The organism is Thermomonas flagellata, assembly GCF_022419185.1.
GTDB classification, from domain to species: Bacteria; Pseudomonadota; Gammaproteobacteria; order Xanthomonadales; family Xanthomonadaceae; genus Thermomonas; species Thermomonas flagellata.
The window spans coordinates 354,190-371,737 of the sequence record NZ_JAJOZK010000001.1 but is presented as its reverse complement, the minus strand read 5'-3'; the positions used below and the strand labels follow the sequence as shown (position 1 = coordinate 371,737).

Annotated in this window: 15 protein-coding genes; 5 read left to right on the top strand and 10 right to left on the bottom strand. The window is 75.1% G+C overall.

Features of this window, described 5'->3' with window-relative positions:
* The first annotated feature begins 43 nt into the window (after positions 1 to 43).
* From ML340_RS01755 to ML340_RS01745, 3 genes are all read left to right on the top strand, one after another.
* A complete protein-coding gene (locus ML340_RS01755) occupies positions 44 to 745 on the top strand; it encodes a TetR/AcrR family transcriptional regulator (RefSeq protein WP_240096045.1) in 702 nt (233 codons plus the stop codon).
* Between the two features lie 126 nt (positions 746 to 871).
* Positions 872 to 1,525 carry a protein-L-isoaspartate O-methyltransferase family protein gene (locus ML340_RS01750; protein ID WP_240096043.1) on the top strand — a complete coding sequence of 218 codons (654 nt, stop codon included), beginning with the start codon at positions 872 to 874 and terminating at the stop codon, positions 1,523 to 1,525.
* A 33-nt stretch (positions 1,526 to 1,558) separates the two neighbouring features.
* The gene (locus ML340_RS01745) at positions 1,559 to 2,989 is read left to right on the top strand and encodes a TolC family outer membrane protein (protein WP_240096041.1); all 1,431 of its coding nucleotides are present in this window, start codon (positions 1,559 to 1,561) and stop codon (positions 2,987 to 2,989) included.
* A gap of 16 nt (positions 2,990 to 3,005) precedes the next feature.
* On the opposite strand, the gene waaA is transcribed toward ML340_RS01745, so the two are convergent.
* Positions 3,006 to 4,295, bottom strand: a complete 1,290-nt coding sequence (gene waaA / locus ML340_RS01740) for a lipid IV(A) 3-deoxy-D-manno-octulosonic acid transferase (protein WP_240096039.1) — start codon at positions 4,293 to 4,295, stop codon at positions 3,006 to 3,008.
* A 58-nt stretch (positions 4,296 to 4,353) separates the two neighbouring features.
* Here waaA and lpxL point away from each other — a divergent pair, with 58 nt between their 5' ends.
* A complete protein-coding gene (lpxL, locus tag ML340_RS01735; RefSeq protein WP_240096037.1) occupies positions 4,354 to 5,286 on the top strand; it encodes an LpxL/LpxP family Kdo(2)-lipid IV(A) lauroyl/palmitoleoyl acyltransferase in 933 nt (310 codons plus the stop codon).
* On the opposite strand, the gene ML340_RS01730 is transcribed toward lpxL, so the two are convergent.
* Genes ML340_RS01730 through ML340_RS01705 form a run of 6 tightly spaced genes read right to left on the bottom strand, consistent with a single transcriptional unit; the run spans position 5,280 to position 10,021 of the window.
* On the bottom strand, positions 5,280 to 6,041 hold the full coding sequence (locus ML340_RS01730) for a glycosyltransferase family 2 protein (protein WP_240096035.1): 762 nt from the start codon (positions 6,039 to 6,041) through the stop codon (positions 5,280 to 5,282). The two genes, lpxL and ML340_RS01730, sit on opposite strands and share 7 nt — an antisense overlap.
* Positions 6,041 to 7,342: an O-antigen ligase family protein gene (locus tag ML340_RS01725; RefSeq protein ID WP_240096033.1), complete on the bottom strand. Its 1,302-nt coding sequence runs from the start codon at positions 7,340 to 7,342 to the stop codon at positions 6,041 to 6,043. The genes ML340_RS01730 and ML340_RS01725 overlap by 1 nt, the downstream gene beginning before the upstream one ends.
* A complete protein-coding gene (locus ML340_RS01720; RefSeq protein WP_240096031.1) occupies positions 7,329 to 8,447 on the bottom strand; it encodes a glycosyltransferase in 1,119 nt (372 codons plus the stop codon). The genes ML340_RS01725 and ML340_RS01720 overlap by 14 nt, the downstream gene beginning before the upstream one ends.
* A 13-nt stretch (positions 8,448 to 8,460) precedes the next feature.
* Positions 8,461 to 8,664, bottom strand: a complete 204-nt coding sequence (locus ML340_RS01715; protein WP_240096030.1) for a zinc-finger domain-containing protein — start codon at positions 8,662 to 8,664, stop codon at positions 8,461 to 8,463.
* Positions 8,665 to 8,718: 54 nt separating this feature from the next.
* Entirely contained in the window at positions 8,719 to 9,423 is a 705-nt protein-coding gene (locus ML340_RS01710) for a pirin family protein (protein WP_240096028.1), read from the bottom strand.
* A gap of 7 nt (positions 9,424 to 9,430) precedes the next feature.
* Positions 9,431 to 10,021, bottom strand: coding sequence for a malonic semialdehyde reductase (locus tag ML340_RS01705; RefSeq protein ID WP_240096026.1), 591 nt, complete (start codon positions 10,019 to 10,021; stop codon positions 9,431 to 9,433).
* A 105-nt stretch (positions 10,022 to 10,126) separates the two neighbouring features.
* Between ML340_RS01705 and ML340_RS01700 the strand changes: the two genes are divergently transcribed.
* Positions 10,127 to 11,083 (top strand): mitochondrial fission ELM1 family protein, encoded by a 957-nt coding sequence (locus ML340_RS01700; RefSeq protein WP_240096024.1) that lies wholly within the window; start codon positions 10,127 to 10,129, stop codon positions 11,081 to 11,083.
* On the opposite strand, the gene glnE is transcribed toward ML340_RS01700, so the two are convergent.
* The 3 genes from glnE to ML340_RS01685 form a co-directional block, all read right to left on the bottom strand.
* Entirely contained in the window at positions 11,080 to 13,899 is a 2,820-nt protein-coding gene (glnE, locus tag ML340_RS01695) for a bifunctional [glutamate--ammonia ligase]-adenylyl-L-tyrosine phosphorylase/[glutamate--ammonia-ligase] adenylyltransferase (protein WP_240096022.1), read from the bottom strand. The genes ML340_RS01700 and glnE overlap by 4 nt on opposite strands.
* A gap of 475 nt (positions 13,900 to 14,374) precedes the next feature.
* The gene (locus ML340_RS01690; protein WP_240096020.1) at positions 14,375 to 16,003 is read right to left on the bottom strand and encodes a phytoene desaturase family protein; all 1,629 of its coding nucleotides are present in this window, start codon (positions 16,001 to 16,003) and stop codon (positions 14,375 to 14,377) included.
* A 72-nt stretch (positions 16,004 to 16,075) separates the two neighbouring features.
* Positions 16,076 to 17,428, bottom strand: coding sequence for a hypothetical protein (locus ML340_RS01685; RefSeq protein ID WP_240096018.1), 1,353 nt, complete (start codon positions 17,426 to 17,428; stop codon positions 16,076 to 16,078).
* Between the last annotated feature and the right edge of the window lie 120 nt (positions 17,429 to 17,548).

Here is a 17,548-nt window from a genome sequence, read left to right as displayed (position 1 = left end):
CCGGGTCATGCAATTGTTGCACTGCATGGTCTACTATTCGGCCATGCCCAGCCCGCGCGCCCGTCGTCCCGCCACTGCCCCGGCCGCTCCGGCTCCGGCCGCGCGCACCGCCGGCCCCGGCCGGCCCAAGGATCTGGCCAAGCGCGCCGCGGTGCTGGAGGCCGCCAAGCGGATGTTCGCCCGCCACGGCTTAGATCGCGTCAGCATGGACCAGATCGCGGCCGAGGCCGGGGTGTCCAAGCTCACCGTCTACAGCCACTTCGGCGACAAGGACCGGCTGTTCGCCGAGGCCGTGCGCGCGCACTGCGAGCAGAACATGCCGGCCTGCCTGTTCGAGGACGCCGATGGTGAACCGCTGCGCGAGCGCCTGCAGCGGATCGGTGAGGCGTTTGCGGCGATGGTGATGGAGCCGGAGGCGATCGCCGGCCATCGCATCCTGTGCTCGCCGCCGGTCGCCGGCGGCCCGCTGGCGGCGGTGTTCTGGGAGGCGGGCCCGGCGCGCGTGCAGGCCGCGTTCGCCGCCCTGCTCGCGCGCCGCCGCGCGCGCGGCGAGTTGCCGGGGCTGGACGATGCCGCCGTCGCCGCCGGCCACTTCTTCGCCCTGCTGCGCGGGGAACCGCACCTGCGCGCGGTGCTCGGCTGCCCCGACCCGGGCGCCTGCGAGGAGGCGCGCCAGCGCCACGTCGCGGCGGTGGTCGCGCTGTTCCTGCGCGCTTACGGCGGCGGGCCGGCGCCCCCCCGATGAGCCCCCGTGCCGGAGCGCCTGCTGACTTCCGGCACTGCGTCCGGGTGTACCAGCACAGTGACACTGCCATCCAGTCCCGCCCCCGCGCCGTACAATCACAGGTTGCCCGCCGAGGAACCGCATACGATGGACTTCGATTTCGCCCAGGCCCGCGAACACATGGTGGAACAGCAGGTGCGTCCATGGGACGTGCTCGACCCGCGCGTGCTGGCGGTGCTGGCCGAACTGCCGCGCGAAGCCTTCGTCCCGGCCCACCTGCGCACCCTGGCCTACGCCGACCTGATGCTGCCCCTGGCGCACGGCGAGGTGATGATGAAGCCGGTGCAGGAGGGCCGCGCGCTGCAGGCGCTGCTGCCGCAGGCAGGCGAATCGGTGCTGGAGATCGGGACCGGCAGCGGCTACCTGACCGCGTGCCTGGCGCGCCTGGCGCGCGAGGTGGTCAGCCTCGAGCGCCATCCCGACCTCGCCGAGGCCGCGGCGGCGCGCCTGGCCGAGCAGGCGGTGACCAACGCCCGGGTGGTGGCCGCGGATGCCTTCGCCTGGCAGGCGGACGGCGCCTTCGACCTGATCTGTGTCACTGGCGCGGTCGCGCAGGTGCCGGCAGGCTTCCTGCACTGGCTGCGGCCGGGCGGCCGCCTGTTCGTGGTGCACGGGCAGGCGCCGGCGATGCAGGCCAGCCTGCTGCAGCGCGAGGTCAACGGCCTGCGCGAGACACCGTTGTTCGAGACCGAATTGCCGTACCTGGCGGGCGCCGAACCGCGCCCGCGCTTCACCTTCTGATCCCACACACCGCTGCCCGCCCAAGGACTGCCCATGCTGCGCCGCCCGCTCGCCCTCGCCCTCGCCCTGGTCCTGCTGCCCGCCGCCGCCGCGGCCGAGGATCTGGTGCAGGTGTACCAGCAAGCCCGTTCCAGCGACCCGCAGTACGCCGCCGCCGAGGCCAATCGCCTGATCGGCCGCGAGGGCGCGGTGCAGGCGCGCGCCGCGCTGCTGCCGCAGGTCAGCGGCAGCGCCAGCTACCAGCGCAACCGCAGCACCGGCCCGTCGATCCAGACCCAGTTCGATCCGGTGACCGGGCAGCCGATCCGCTTCAGCGGCGACAGCACCACCACCACCAATACCCGCCGCTACGGGGTCGGGGTCAACCAGGTCCTGCTCGACTTCGGCAAGTTCAGCCAGTTGCGCAGCCAGAACGCGCTCAGCCAGGCCGCCGACTACCAGTACGAGGCTGCCGGGCAGTCGCTGATCACCCGCACCGCGCAGGCCTACTTCAACGTGCTGGTCGCGCTGGAGACGCTCAACGCGGCCGAGGCCTCGGAGGCCGCGTTCAAGAAGCAGGCCGACTTCGCCAGCAAGCGGCTGGAGGTCGGTCTGGCCCCGATCACCGACGTGTACGAGGCACGCGCCCAGTACGACGGCGCGCGCGCGACCACCATCCAGGCACGCAACGCAGTGCTGGACGCCTACCAGGCCCTGCTGGAGATCACCGGCACCCCGGTCTCCAGCCTCAAGGGGCTGCCGGAGGACTTCCAGCCCGGCGCACCGGGCGAGCGCGATGCCGAGGCCTGGGTGGCGCAGGCGACCGCCAACAACCCGGCGCTGAAGGCGCTGGAACTGCAGCTGAAGTCGGCCGAGGCCGATGTCGCCACCGCCCGCGCCGCGCACCTGCCGACCCTCAACTTCAGCGGCGGCTGGAACAAGAGCGCGACCTGGGGCGACTCCACCTTCACCAGCCGCAACCCGCCGTTCTCGGCCACCTTCCCGATCGGCAACGACAGCCGCGGGCCGTCGGTCGGCGTCACCCTGAACGTGCCGCTGTTCGCCGGCGGCGCGATCCAGTCGCGGGTGCGCCAGGCGCTGGCCCAGCGCGACGCGGTGCAGGACCAGCTGGAGCAGCAGCGCCGCGCACTGGCGCGCAATACCCGCAACGCCTACCAGACGGTAATGGCCGGCATCAGCCAGGTCGAGGCCCAGCGCCAGGCAGTGCGCTCGGCGCAGAGCGCCTACGATGCCTCGCAGGTCGGGCTGGAGGTCGGCACCCGCACCGTGCTGGACGTGCTCAACAACCAGCGCATCCTGTTCTCCGCGCGTCAGGCCTATGCCCAGGCCAAGTACAACTACCTGCTCAGCCGGCTGCAGCTGGAGCAGGCCGCCGGCACCCTGCAGCCGGCCTCGCTGGAGGACATCAACCGCCTGCTGAGCAGCGACGAATCGCTGGCGCGGGTGCTGGGCAAGGCGCAGTGAGCGGGGCGCCGCCGGCTCAGCCCGGCGGCAGCAACGGCTCGACCAGGGCCAGCGTGCGCGCCAGCGCGCCGCGGCCCTCCTCCAGCAGCCGGCGCGCGTTGCCGGCCATGCGCGCGCGCCGCGCAGGATCCTCCAGCAGGCGCAGCACCGCCGGGCCGAGCGCGGCGGCATCGGCGACGATCTCCATCGCCTGCGCCTCGCGCAGGCGGCGCGCGATGTCCGCGAAGTTGTGCAGGTGCGGCCCGCTGAGGATGGCGGTGCCGGTCGCCGCCGGCTCCAGCAGGTTGTGGCCGCCGACCGGCTGCAGGCTGCCGCCCACGAACGCCACCTCGGCGCAGGCATAGAACGCACCGAGTTCGCCCAGGGTGTCGATCACGAACGCCTGCGCGGCGCCCGGGCCGCCCTCGCCGCTGCGGGTCGCCACCCGCCATCCGGCCTCGCGCAGGCGCTGCGCCACCGCGCGGAAGCGCTCGGGATGCCGCGGCGCCCACAGCAGCAGCGCGTCCGGATGCCGCTGCAGCACCGCGCGGTGCGCGGCCAGCACCGCGGCCTCCTCGTCCTCGTGGGTGCTGGCGGCGATCCATGCCGGCCCCGGGTGGGCGCGCCGGCGCGCGAACTCGGCCACGAACGCGGCGTCGTCGCGCGGCGGCATGTCGAACTTGAGGTTGCCGGTGACCATCACTCGCGCCGGCGGCGCCCCCAGCCGCAGGAAGCGCGCGGCGTCCTGCTCGGACTGCGCCGCGACCAGCCGCACCTCGGCCAGCGCACGCCGCAGCAGCGGTGCCAGCAGGCGGTAGCCGCGCAGCGAGCGCGCCGACAGCCGCGCATTGAGGATCGCCACCGGCACCGCGCGCGCGCGGCAGCCGAACAGCAGGTTCGGCCACAGCTCGGTTTCCACGATCAGCGCGGCGACCGGGCGGAAGCGGTCGAGGAAGCGCGCCACCGCGCCCGGCAGGTCGTAAGGCAGGTACACGTGCTCGATCGCGTCGCCCCACAGCGCCTGCACCCGCTCCGAACCGGTCGGGGTGATGGTGGTGACCACCAGGTGCAGCCCCGGATGCGCGGCGCGCAGGCGGTCGACCAGCGGCGCCGCGGCGTTCACCTCGCCGACCGAGACCGCGTGCAGCCACAGGGTCGGCGTGCGCGCACGCGCGGGGTAGCGCGCGTAGCGTTCGTCCCAGCGCTGGAAGTAGGCGCGCTGGCGGAAGCCCCGCCACACCAGGTGGTACAGGGTCGCCGGCAGCAGCAGGTACAGCGCAGCCGAGTACAGCCCGCGCAGCACGCGTTCGGTGAGATCGGCCCGCATCGATACAAGGATACCGGCGGCACGTCGGGCGCGCAGGAGGGCTGCGTAGAATCCGCGCATGACTTCGCGCACCGACCTGCCCCTGCCGCTGCCGCCGCGCGGCCCGCGCCACTGGCCGGCGTGGCTGGGCGTGGGCCTGGCGGTGCTGCTGGCGCGCCTGCCGTGGCCGCTGCAGCGCCGGCTCGGGGCCGCGTTCGGCGCGCTGGCGCTGCGCCTGGCGCGCGCCCGCCGCGCGGCCGCGCGCGCGAACCTGGCGCTGTGCCTGCCGGAGCTCGACGCCGACGCGCGCGAGGCCCTGCTGCGCGCGAATTTCCGCGACACCGGGATCGGCCTGTGCGAGTTCGCCCGTGCCTGGTGGGGCGAGATCGCGCCGCTGCGCGCGCGCACCCGGATCGAGGGGCTGGAGGTGCTGCAGCGGCTGCAGGCGCAGGGCCGCGGCGTGCTGCTGGTGTCCGGCCACTTCACCACCCTCGAGCTGTGCGGACGGCTGCTGTGCGACCACGTGCCGGTCGCCGGGATGTACCGCCCGCACCGCAGCCCGGTGCTGGAATGGGCGGTGCTGCGCGGGCGGCTGCGCTATGCCAGCGCGATGTTCTCCAACCGCGACACCCGCGGCGCGCTGCGCCATCTGAAGCAGGGCGGCATCCTGTGGTACGCCCCGGACCAGGACATGCGCGGCAAGGACACCGTGTTCGCGCCGTTCTTCGGCGTGCCTGCGGCCACCATCACCGCCACCCACCAGTTCGCGCGCCTGACCGGCTGCGCGGTGGTGCCGTTCTTCCATCGCCGCGAAACCGGCGCGGACGGCCGCGACCTGTACCTGCTGCGGATCGGCGAGCCGCTGGCACCGTTCCCGACCGCCGACGCGGTGGCCGACAGCACCGCGGTGAACGCGGCGATCGAGGCGATGGTGCGGCAGGCGCCCAGCCAGTACCTGTGGCTGCACCGGCGCTTCAAGCGGCAGCCGCCGGGCAGCCCGCCGCGCTATTGAGGCCCGCGCGCGCGGCGCCCGGCCTCCAGCACCTTGGCGTACTTGAGGAAGGCATAGAAGGCCTGGGTGCGCGCCGCCAGGTAGCCGGCCCAGCCGGCCAGGAAATAGCGCTTGCCGAAATAGAACTTGAGGAAGGCCAGGCTGGGATAGAGCAGCACGCGCAGACCGAGCAGGCGCACCCGGCGCCGGCGCTTGTGCGCGGCCAGTCCGCTGGAATAGCGGTTGACCTTGTCCACCCGGTCGGCCAGCTGCGGCTCGCCGTGGTGCAGCAATGGTGCGCGCAGGTCGCGCACGCGCCCGTCCACCTCCGGCGCGGCGTGCACCGGCACCGCGTTCATGCGCCCGCAGCCGCGCCGGAACAGCCGCAGCTGCCAGTTCGGGCGCACCCCTGGAGGCGGCCAGCGCCAGAACAGCCACTCCTGGCGCGGCAGGCGGTAGCCGTCGGCACGCGGCGCCTGCAGTTCGCGCAGGATCGCCGCCCGTCCCTGCGCGGTCAGCTCCTCGTCGGCGTCCAGCAGCAGCACCCACTCGCCCTCGGCCAGCGCGATCGCGGCCTGCTTCTGCGGCCCGTAGCCGGCGAACGGCTGGAACGCGATCCGCGCCCCGTGCCGGCGCGCGATCGCGAGGGTGGCATCGCGCGAGCCGGAATCGAGCACCACCCGTTCGTCGCACCAGGCGAGGCTGGCGAGGCAGGCGTCCAACGTGCGCGCGTTGTCGCGGGTGGTGACCACCGCCGAGACGCGCAGCGGCGCCATCAGCGCGCCTCGCGCCCGAGCAGGCTGCCGGCGTACAGCGCGGCCAAGAGCAGCAGCACCCCGCCCCAGAAGGTCGAATACGCGGCCAGGTGGGTGTTGAGCGGGAACACCGAGACCGCCAGCGCGATCAGGGCCGGGCGCGCCTGTTCGCGCGCCTGCGCGTCGGCATAGCGCCACGCGCGCCAGGCCATGGCGGCGCCGGCCAGCCAGAGCAGGAGCCCGATGATGCCGGTTTCGCTCAGGATCTCCAGCACGATCTGGTGCGCATGCAGCGCCGGCCCGCGCCCCCACGCCGCCAGCGCGCCGTGGCCGGCATCGCAGGCGGGGAAGGCCTCGCGGAACCCGCGCGCGCCGACGCCGTTGATCGGGTGCTCGCGGATCATGCAGGCGGCGGCGCTCCAGATGCGGGTGCGCCCGGACAGCGCCGCGTCCACCCCCTGCTCCTCGCCGGACAGCGCCAGCGCGCTGCGGTGCAGGCGCTGCGCGACCTCCGGCGAGACCATCGCGGCCGAGGCCAGCAGCAGCACGCCGCCGAGCAGCACCACCAGCAGCCGGCGCGCGCCCAAGCGCCGCCCGCCGCTCCACAGCAGCACCAGCGCATAGGTGATCCAGGCCGCGCGCGCGCCGGCCAGCAGGATCGCCAGCCCCGCCGCGGCCGCGGCCAGCAGCCAGCCCGCGGCGCCGTAGCGGCGGCCCGCGCCTTCCAGCAGGAACGGCGACAGGCTGGCCAGCACGATCCCGAGCTTGAGGTTGCACGGCCCGAGCACGCCGCTCAGGCGGTCGAGCGCGGCGATCTGCTCCGCGCGGCAGGTCGGATGCCCGCTGACCGCCTGCTTGAGCCCGTCGAACAGCAGGAACAGCGGGCTGGTGCCGGTGGCGGCCTGCACCAGCGCATCCAGCGTCCACAGCCCGGCGATCACCGCCAGCCCGCCGAAGGTGCGCCGGCGGCCGACCGGATCGGCCACTGCCGCGGCCACCACCCACAGGAACGGCAGGTAGCGCAGGTCGACCGCGACCTCGCGCCAGGCCCGGCCGAGGTCGGTGGCATCCAGCGCCGACACCGCCTCCGGCAGCCAGTAGGCCAGGAACAGGATGGTGGTCAGCGCCCAGGCCGGCCCGCTGAGCAGCGCGGCGCCGCCGCGGAAGCGGTCGCGCAGCAGGCGCACCACCCCGGCCAGCGCGCCCAGCACCAGTACCAGTTCGGCCACGCCCGGCGCCGGCCACAGCGCGACGTAGGCCAGCACCCAGGCCGGGGCCCAGCGCCAGCCGCGCGGGGGAAGGGGGGCGTCAGCAGCCTGCATCGGCGAGCAGCTCCTCGTACAGCGCCAGGGTGGCCGCCTGCATCGCGGCCAGCGAGTCGGGCATGGTAGCCGGCGGCGCCGGCGGCTGCGCCAGCAGCGCGCGCGCGCCGGCGTGCAGGGCCGCGGCATCGAAGCAGGCCACCCGCCCCTGCGGCTGCCACTGCGCCAGCAGTTCGTCCACGCCGCCGTGCGCCCAGCCCAGCACCGGGCGGCCGACCGCGAGCGCCTCCAGCACCGTGCGCCCGAACGCCTCGGGCTGGCGCGACAGCTGCAGCACGAGGTCGCAGGCGGCATACGCCGCCGGCATGTCCGCCTCCGGCGCGGTCAGCGCCAGCGCCTGCGCGACTCCGGCGCGCCGGGCCTGCGCCTGCAGCGCGTGCACGTAGCGCTCCCGCCCCGACTGCAGCGCGCCGGCCAGCCACAGGCGCGCGTCGAGGCCGTCGGCGCGCAGCCGCGCCAGCAGCGCGATCGCGTCGGCATGCCCCTTCAGGCGGGTGCCGCGCCCCGGCAGCAGCAGCAGCGGGCCGTTGCCGCCCAGCGCCGGCTGCCGCGCCGCGACGGCCGCGCGCGCGGCCGGGTCCGGCCGCGGCCGGCGCGGGAAGCGGGCCGGGTCGATCCCGCGCGGGATCACCACCAACCGCGCCGGATCGGTGTCCGGGTAGTGCCGCAGCAGGTGCGCGCGCACCGCCTGCGACACGCAGATCACCCGCTCGCCGCGGGCCATGATCGCGCTGTAGCGCGAGGGCGAGTTCAGCCCGTGCGCGGTGGTGACGAAGCGCGGGCGCGCCGCGGCCGGCAGCCCACGCAGCGCCCACCACGCCAGCCACGCCGGCAGGCGCGAGCGCGCGTGCACCAGGTCGGCGCCGGCGAACAGCCGCCGCAGCGCCGGCAGGTGGCGCAGCACCCGCGGCGACTTGCGGCCGATGTCCAGCGCGATGTGCTCGGCGCCGAGCGCCTCCAGCTCGGGCAGCAGCCGCCCGCCGGCGGAGACCACGCTGGCGCGGTGGCCGGCGGCGACCAGCGCCGCGGCGATCTCGAGGGTGGAGCGCTCGACCCCGCCGGCGTCCAGCGCCGGCACCAGTTGGATGACGTGCAGGCGGCGCACGCCGGCGCCGCGCTCAGTCCACCAGCACGTAGGTGGCGCCGCAGTACGGGCAGTGGCTGGTGCCGCCCTCGGCCTCGATCGGCAGGTACACCCGGGGGTGCGAGTTCCACAGCGCCATCGACGGCAGCGGGCAGCTCAGCGGCAGGTCGGCGCGGTGGACTTCGTAGCGCTGCTGGGCGTTGGCGGGGGCGCTGGCGGTGCGGGCGGGGTCGGCCATGGGGGACGCGGACGGCGGTGGGAATGCGCTGTGCAGTGTAGCAGCGGCACCGGCTCAGGCCGGCAGCGCGAGCAGCAGCACCTCGCTCGTGGCGGCGACCCCGTGCAGCGCCAGCAGGCCGGCCGCGCCCTCCAGCGCCAGCGCGTCGCCCGCGGCGAGCGCGTGCGCCCCGCAGCGGACCTGGCCGGAGAGCACCTGCAGCCAGTAGCGCTGCGCCGGATCCAGCGCCCGCGCGAGGGCCTCGCCGCTGTGCAGCGCGGCGGCCAGCGCCTCCGCCTGCTGGCGCAGCGGCAGCGCGCCGTCATGCCCGTCCGGCGCCGCCAGCCGCTGCCAGCGGCCGTGGCGCGCGTGCCGGTCGAAGCGCGCCTGCGCCCACGCCGGGCGCGCATTCAGCCGCTCCGGCTGCAGCCACAGCTGCAGCAGCCGCAGCGGCTGGCGCGGGTCCGGGTTGGACAGCGCCACGTCCAGCCCGTGCCCGGCACCCAGCCATAGCCCGTCGCCGGGGTCCAGCCGCGCCGGCGCCGCTCCCGCGGCGGCCCATTCCAACTGGCCCTCGAGCACCAGCAGCAGCGCCTCGACGTTGGCGTAGCGCGCGGGCGCAGCGGCGTATCCGGGCGCGAGGGTCTCCTCGTCGAGCAGGCGCAGCACGCCGAAGCCGCTCCACGCCGGTGCCGGCGCCGGGCTGGCGAAGGCGTGCCGGCGCAGGTGTCCGCCGCGCCGGGATTCGCCGCGCGCGTGCGCGGGCCGCAGGTGGATCACCGCCGCCTCACAGGATCTGGCAGGCCTCGTCGAACGGCAGCCGCGGCGAGCGCGGGAAGACGCTGGCCGGATCGCCGTGGCCGAGATTGACCAGGATGTTGGAACGAATCGGGGTGCCGGCGAAGAACGCCGCGTCGACCTTGGCGTTGTCGAACCCGGTCATCGGCCCGCAGTCCAGCCCCAGCGCGCGCGCGGCCAGGATCAGGTAGGCGGTCTGCAGCGCGCTGCTGCGCATCGCCACCCAGGCCAGGTTGTCCTCGCTGCGGTGCTCGAACCAGGCCTTGGCGTCCACGTGCGGGAACAGCACCGGCAGCTTGTCGTAGAAGCGCATGTCGTAGCCGACGATCGCCACCACCGGCGCCGCCATGGTCTTCTTGTAGTTGCCCTCGGACAGCGCCGGGCCGAGCTTGGCCTTGGCCTCCGCCGACTTCACGAACACGATCCGCGCCGGGGTGGTGTTGGCCTCGGTCGGGCCGAACTTCAGCAGGTCGTAGAGCTGGTGCAGGGTCGCGTCGGACACCTCGCCGGTGAAGGCGTTGTAGGTGCGGGCGGTGCGGAACAGCTGGTCGAGCGCGGCATCGGGCAGCGGCTGGCCCATCGGGGCTCCTCCTTCGCAGGCGGTGGGGAATGCCAGATAGTCTAGAGTCGCGGCCAGCCACCGGCCCCGCCACCTCCGCAACGGACCGAGCACGCCCGCGAGACGATGCCCCCCGCCGCGCCTTCCCTGCTCGCCGTGCACGACGGCCGCGCCGGCAATGCGCGCCAGGCATTGGCGCTGGCGCGCGCACTGGATCCGCAGGCCGCCGAGTGGGCCCTGCAGCCGGGCTGGCTGGCGCGCCGGCTGGCCCCGCGCCGCTGGCCCGGGCTGCGCGCACCGTTCGGGGCGCAGTTCGCCGCGCTGTGCCGGCAGCCGCCGGCGCTGGCGATCGGCTGCGGGCGGCTGGCCGCGCTGGCGACCCGCCTGCTGGGGGCCGGCGGCGCGCGCACGGTGCAGATCCTCGACCCGCGCCTGTCGCCGCGCCACTGGGATCTGCTGGTGGTGCCCGCGCACGACCGCGTGCGCGGCGAGAACGTGCTGACCCTGCGTGGCAGCCTGCATCCGGTGGACGCCGGCTGGCTCGCCGCCGCCCGCCGCGCCTTCCCCGCGCTGGCGGCGCTGCCGGCGCCGCATACCGTGCTGCTGGTGGGCGGCCCGACCCGCCATGCGGCACTGGACGACGCCGGGTTCCAGGCCCTGCTGCGGCAACTGGCCGCGCACGCGCGCGCCGAAGGCGGCAGCTTCAGCGTGGTCGCCTCGCGGCGCACGCCGCCGGCCTGGCGCGCAGCCCTGGCGATGCTGCCGGCGGATGTCCCCGGGCTGCGCTGGCGCGACAGCGGCGACGGCGCCAATCCCTACGCCGGGCTGCTCGCGCATGCCGACCGCCTGGTGTGCACTGCGGACTCGGTGAATATGCTCAGCGAGGCGGCGGCGACCGCCGCCCCGCTGTTCGTCTGGCAGCCCGACCGCACGCAGGGGCGCCTGCACGCCTTCCTCGCTGACCTGCTCGCCAGTGGCCGCGCGCGCCCGCTGGACGCCGCGCTCGCGGCATATCCGGTCACCCCGCTGCGCGAGACCGCACGGATCGCCGCCGCCGTGCGCGCGCGCCTCGGCCTGCCCTAGGCCTCGCCCGTGGGTTCGGCCGCGGATGCCAGCCCGGCCGCGGCCAGCGCGCCGCGGATGGCCGCGCGCGCGGACGCGATCGGCGCATCCTCCGGCACCCGCCGCGGGCGGCGGTCCAGGGTGCAGCGCAGGCCGGCCTCGAGCAGCGCCGCATGCGCCGCTTGCAGCGCCTGTCCCTGCGCCGGGTCGAGCTGGCCGCCGGCGACGCAGGCCGCGAGCAGGGCCGGGGTCGCGCGCGGCGCGCGCAGGCGCGGGTCGCGCGCGGCATCGCGCAGCACCAGGTACTGCAGCAGGAACTCGAGGTCGACCAGCCCGCCCTCGCCCTGCTTGAGGTCGAACCGCGCCGCATCGCTGCGGTCCAGCTCGGCGCGCATGCGCCGGCGCATCGCCGCCACCTCCGCGGCCAGCGCCGCGGGATCGCGCGGGCGCGCCAGCACCTGCGCGCGCAGCGCCTCGAACTCGGCGGCGAGCGCGGGATCGCCGGCGACCGCGCGCGCGCGCACCAGCGCCTGGTGCTCCCAGGTCCAGGCGCGCGTGCGCTGGTACTCGCCGAAGCTGGCCAGGCTCGACACCAGCAGGCCCTTGGCCCCGTCCGGACGCAGCCGCACGTCCACTTCGTACAGGCGGCCGGCGCCGGTCTGCGCGCCCAGCAGCGCCACCACCTTCTGCCCCAGCCGCGCGCACCAGCGCGGGGCGTCGAGCGCGCGCGCGCCGGTGGACACCGCGCCGTCCGGCGCGTCGTACAGGAACACCAGGTCGAGGTCGGAGCCGAAGCCGAGCTCGCAGCCGCCGAGGCTGCCGTACCCCAGCACTGCGAAGCGCGCCCCCGGCAATGCGCCGTGCGCTTGCTCCAGCTCGGCGCGGGCCAGGGCCAGCACCTGCACCACCACCGCATCGGCCAGCGCGGCCAGCCGCTGCGCGGCGCAGTCGGCGCCGCAACGGCCGTCGAGGAAGGCCAACGCGATCCGGAAGCTGAGCGCCTGGCGGACCTCGTTGAGCGCGTGCAGGCGGGCTTCCGGATCCTCGGCCTGCGCCGCCGCCCGGCACTCGGCCTGCATCCGCGCCGGGTCCGGCAGCTCGCCCGCGACGCGCACGTCCAGCAGTTCATCCAGCAGCAGCGGATGCGCGGCCAGGCGCTCACCGAGCAGGGCGCTGGCGGCCAGCGCATCGACCAGGCGCCGCAGCGCGGCCGGCTGCTCGTCGAGCAGCGCGAGGTAGCTGGCGCGGCGCAGCAGGGTCTGCAGCAGCGGCAGCAGGCGCTGCAGTACGGCATCCGGCTGCGCGCTGGCGGCCGCGGCCTGCAGCAGCTGCGGCAACAGCCGGTCCAGGCGCGCGCGCGCACTGGCCGACAGCGCCTGCACCGCCGGCGCGCGGGCGACGTCGACCAGGCTGCGGTGCAGCGCCTCCACCCGGGTGAAGCCGGCCGCGGCCAGCGCCTGCGGATCGGCGGCCTCCGGCAGCGCCCGCCAGTAGGCCGCGAGCTGGCCTTCCGCGGGCGCGGCCCGGCGCGGCGCGAGCAGCGCCGCGAACTCGGCCGAGACCAGCGCGCGCTGCGCCGCCAGTGCGTCCGCCAGCGCGGCCCAGTCGGGATAGCCCAGCCCGGCGGCCAGGCGCGCGCGCACCATCGGATCGCCCGGCAGGACGTGGGTCTGGGCATCGCCCAGCATCTGCAGGCGGTTCTCCAGCCGGCGCAGGAAGCGGTAGGCCTGCGCCAGCGCGGTGCCGGTCGCCGGCTGCACGTGCCCGGCGGCGACCAGCGCCTGCAGCGCCGGCAGCAGCCCGCGCACGCGCAGGGCCGGCTCGCGCCCGCCGCGGATCAGCTGCAGGGCCTGGGCGAGGAACTCGATCTCGCGGATGCCGCCGGGGCCACGCTTGATGTCGTCGGCGAGGTCGTGGCGCGCGACTTCGGCGGCGATCCGCGCCTTCATCGCGCGCAGCCCGTCGAGCGCGCCGTAGTCGAGGTAGCGGCGATAGACGAACGGCCGCAGCGCCTCCAGCAGGCGCGCACCCGCCGCGCGGTCGCCGGCCACCGGGCGCGCCTTCTGCCAGGCATAGCGCTCCCAGTCGCGGCCCTCCTGCTGCACGTACAGCTCGATCGCGGCGAACGACTGTGCGATCCGCCCGGCGCTGCCGAACGGCCGCAAGCGCAGGTCCACCCGATGGCAGAAGCCGTCCGCGGTGGTCTCGCCCAGCAGCCGCGCCAGCTGCTGGCCGAGGCGGGCGAAGTACTCCTGCGCCTGCAGCGCGCGCGCGCCGTCGCTCTCGCCCTCCTGCTCGTAGGCATACACCAGGTCGATGTCGGAGCTAAAGTTGAGCTCGCCGCCGCCGAGCTTGCCCATGGCGAACACCACCAGCCGCTGCACACGGCCGTCGGCCGCGCGGACCTCGCCGTAACGCGCGCGCAAATCGTCCTCCAACGCCGCCAGCGCCAGCTGCAGGCAGTCCTCCGCCAGCGCGGTGCTGCCGGCCAGGATCGCCTCCACCGGCTCGCCCAGCACCACATCGCGCCAGACCAGCACGGTCGCCGCCGCCTGCCGGTAGCGGCGCAGCAGGCGCGGCCAAGCCTCCGGCTGGTCCGGCGCCAGCACCGGCCGCGGCAACGCCAGCGCATCGCCGCCCGTGTGCAGGCGATCCAGCAGCGCCGGCTGCGCGGCCAAGGTCGCCAGCGCGAAATCGCTGGCCAGCGCCAGCCGCTGCAGGCCGTCCATGAAGCCGGCGTCGTCGCGCCAGGCGGCATCCCGCGGCAGGCGCTCGAGCGCACGCGCGACCAGGGCCGGGTCGGGCAGGGCCAGAGCGGGCGGAGCCGGGGCGGTCATGCCCGGATTGTGGCATCGCCTCCGGCTCGGAATCCGGGCGAAAAAAAGCCCGCTTCGACCGGAGTCTCAGCGGGCCTGCTCCCTCCCCCACGTCGGGACGCGGGCTGATCGTGAAGGGTTCGTTAGCGGCTTGCACGCTGCATCGCAAAATAGGACTTGTGGGTATAGCAATGTCCCGGAAATCCTGCTAAGCGGCCCGCAGATCTGCCACGCCGGCGCGGGCCGGCCCGGCCCGTGCCCGGTTCGGCGGGCGCGCCGCGAACGGGCCTGGGATCGCCCGCCCCCCCTCCCCCCGCGAATCGGCCCGGATGCCCCGCGCCCCGCGGACGGTCCCAGTCAGCGCGAACGCGAGCGCGGTCGGCCTCTCGCACACGACACGGCTCGCCATCGGCCCTGCCCGAGCGCGGCCGGCGACGCACCGCAGCGCAAACCGGACGGCCGCACCTCAGGCCCCCGCCGCCGGTGACGGCCCACGTCAGTCCGGGCGCGGGCCGCGGCGCAGGTCGCGCAGGATCTCGCGCGCGGCGTTGCGGCCGGGCAGGCCGGTCACGCCGCCGCCGGGATGGCTGCCGGAGCCGCACAGGTACAGCCCGCGGAACGCGCCGCGGTAGGCACCCTGCCCCAGCAGCGGGCGCGCGCTGAACATCTGGTCCAGCCCCAGCGCGCCATGGAAGATGTCGCCACCGACCAGGCCGAAGCGACGCTCCAGGTCCAGCGGGGTCAGCGCCTCGTAGCCCAGCACGCTGCGCGCGAAGTTCGGGGCGTAGGCGTCGACCGTGGCGATCATCAACCTCGCCACCACGTCGCGGTGCGCGTCCCAGCCGCCGTCCGCCTCGGCGATGGTCGGGTTGACGTGCTGGCAGAACAGGCTGGCCACGTGCTGGCCCGGCGGCGCGAGGGTGTCGTCCAAGGCCGAGGAGATCACCAGCTCGACGATCGGCTGGCGCGCCCAGCCGGGGTTGTGCGCGCGCGACTTGGCGTCGAAATACGCCTGTTCGAAATACGCGAGCGACGGCCCGATCAGGATGCCGCTCTGGTGGTGCGGCTGCAGCCGGGTGCCAGGCAGCGCGGTGAAGTCCGGCAGCTCGGACAGCGCCACGTTCATGCGGAAGGTGCCGGAACCGCAGCGGTAGCGGCGGATGCGCCGCGCGGTGTCCTCATCGAGTTGGCCGGGTTCCACCAGCTGCGTATAGAGCAGCTTCGGGTTGAGGTTGCTGGCAATCGTCGCGGCGCGCCGTTCGCGCCCGTCGGCCAGCGCCACGCCGACCACCCTGCCGTCCTCGATGAGCAGCCGTGCGACTTCGGCCTCGGTCTCGATGGCCACGCCGCGCGCCTCGCATGCCTTGCGCATGGCCTGGGTGATCGCGCCCATGCCGCCGATGGCGTGGCCCCAGGCGCCGGCCTTGCCGTTGACCTCGCCGAACACGTGGTGCAGCAGCACGTAGGCGCTGCCCGGCGTGTACGGACTGGCGAAATTGCCGACCACCGAATCCCAGCCCAGCGCGGCCTTCAGCGGCGCGCCCTCGAACCAGTCGTCCAGCAGCTCGCCGGCGGACTTGGTGAACAGGTCCAGCAGGTCGCGCCGGCCGCGCATGTCCAGCGACTTCAGCTGCTTCGCCACCGCGGCGGAATTCAACCAGTCCGCCAGCACGAACCGGTCGCTCACGTTCGGCGGCGTGCGCCGCATCAGCTCGCGCAGCACGACGACGATGCGGTCGAGCATCGCGGAGTACGCGGGCAGCCGCTGCGCATCGCGCGCCGACCACTTCGCCACGTCCGCGTGCGTGTACTCGCCGCCGAGGCGGAAGCTGCGCCCGTCCGGCAGCGGCAGGAAATTCGCGAAGGGCCGCTCGACCACGCGCAGGCCGTGCTCGGCCAGGCGCAGGTCGCGGATCACCGCGGGGTTGAGCAGGCTGACCGTGTAGCTGGCCACCGAGTTGCGGAAGCCGGGATAAAACTCCTCGGTCACCGCCGCGCCGCCGACCAGATGGCGGCGCTCCAGCACCCGCACCTTCAGGCCCGCGCCGGCCAGATACGCCGCGCACACCAGGCCGTTGTGGCCGCCGCCGAGAATCAGGACGTCGTCATGTGCGCGCGAGCTCATGGATCGGATCGCAACCGGGAAGACGCCCGATGATCCGCGGTAGGCCGCGGCAAGGGAAGCGCCGCCGCGGCCTCACTCCACCCCGGCGGCCAGCAGCTGGGCGCGCAGCGCCGCCACTTGCGGCAGCGGATGCCGCGCCTGCAACTGGTCGCACAGGGCCAACGCCTTCGACCAGCGCCGCTCCTGCAGTGCCGCCAGCAGCCGCAGCAGGCCGAGGTTGACCGCGGACGGCACCGAGTCGGGATGCAGCGACGGGCTCGAGAGCGTGTTGTCATACCAGCGCTTGTCGAAGCTATGGCCCGCGACCTCGCGGCATGGCTGTTGCCAATCGCTGCCGTACTCGGCCGCCAGATAGTCTTTCAACGGTGCCGGCACCGGCCATGTCCGCCCGCACCAGTCCACATGCTCAACGCCATGGAGCGGCAACTCGTAGCAGAGGCCGTCCGGCCAGCCCAGGCAAATGCGCAGCTTGCCGTCCACCGGCTGCTTGAAGAACAGGTCGATGCCGATGCCGGTCGGCGGGTGTACGTAGCCCATGCACCAGCGCGGATCCGCGGCCGCCGCCGGCACCTCGATCGCGCGGAAGCCACCGGCCGCCATCGCCGCGGCCACCGCAGCGCGGTCGGCGTCGAACTCCACCCCGATATCGACGTCCTTGTCGCCGGCGAACGGGCGGCCCTGGCGCACGATCCCCAGCACCACCCCACCGACCAGATGGTGGCCGATCCCGGCCGATTGCAGCGCGTCGCAGGCGGCGGCCATCGCCGCGCGCATGCGTTCGATGCCGGCCGCCTCGTCCGCCTGCGTGGCGGGCGCCGGCATGTCCTGCACGGTGGGCGTCGGCTGCAGCATCGGGCGCAACAGCGCGAGCGCTGCCAGTGCCGCGGTGCGCGCCAACCCCACGTCGCCGGCCAGGCGCGCGCATTCGGCCAGCATCTGCTGGATGCGCGGCGCGCGCGGCAGCGCCGCCGAGGCACGTTGCAGCACCGTGCATGCGGACTTCGGCTGCCCCACGCTGCGCCACATCCGTGCCAGATCGAGCGCGGCCGCCTCCAGCGCCGGCGCCAGCGCGCAGGCGCGCGCCATGGCCTGCGCGGCGTCGCGGCGACGGCCGCTGCGCCACTGCGCCACGCCGAGGTTGACCCAGGCCTGCGCCAGCCCCGGGGCCAGCGCCAGGGCACGGCGGGCGTGCGCTTCGGCCTCCTGCGGCAGGTCCAGACCGAGCGCCAGTGCGGCCAGATTGCAGGCCTGCGCCGGGCCCGTCAGGGGCGCGGTCGCCGCCTGCCGGTACCCGGCCAATGCATCCTCGCGGCGACCGGCCTGCGCCTGTTCCAGCGCCGCCAGCACCGGCGCGTCCGCGGGGGTCGCCGAGGCCAGCACGCAAACCTCCAGGACCACGCGATGTTTCCCGAGCGATTCCGTCATCTGCGCATCATACGCAGGCAACACTCGGTCGTTTTCCGCGCCGTGCCGCAGTCGCTCGCCCCCATGGCGACTCGCAGGCCGGACGGGCCGCGCTATCACGGCTCGCCAGAAAAACGGAAG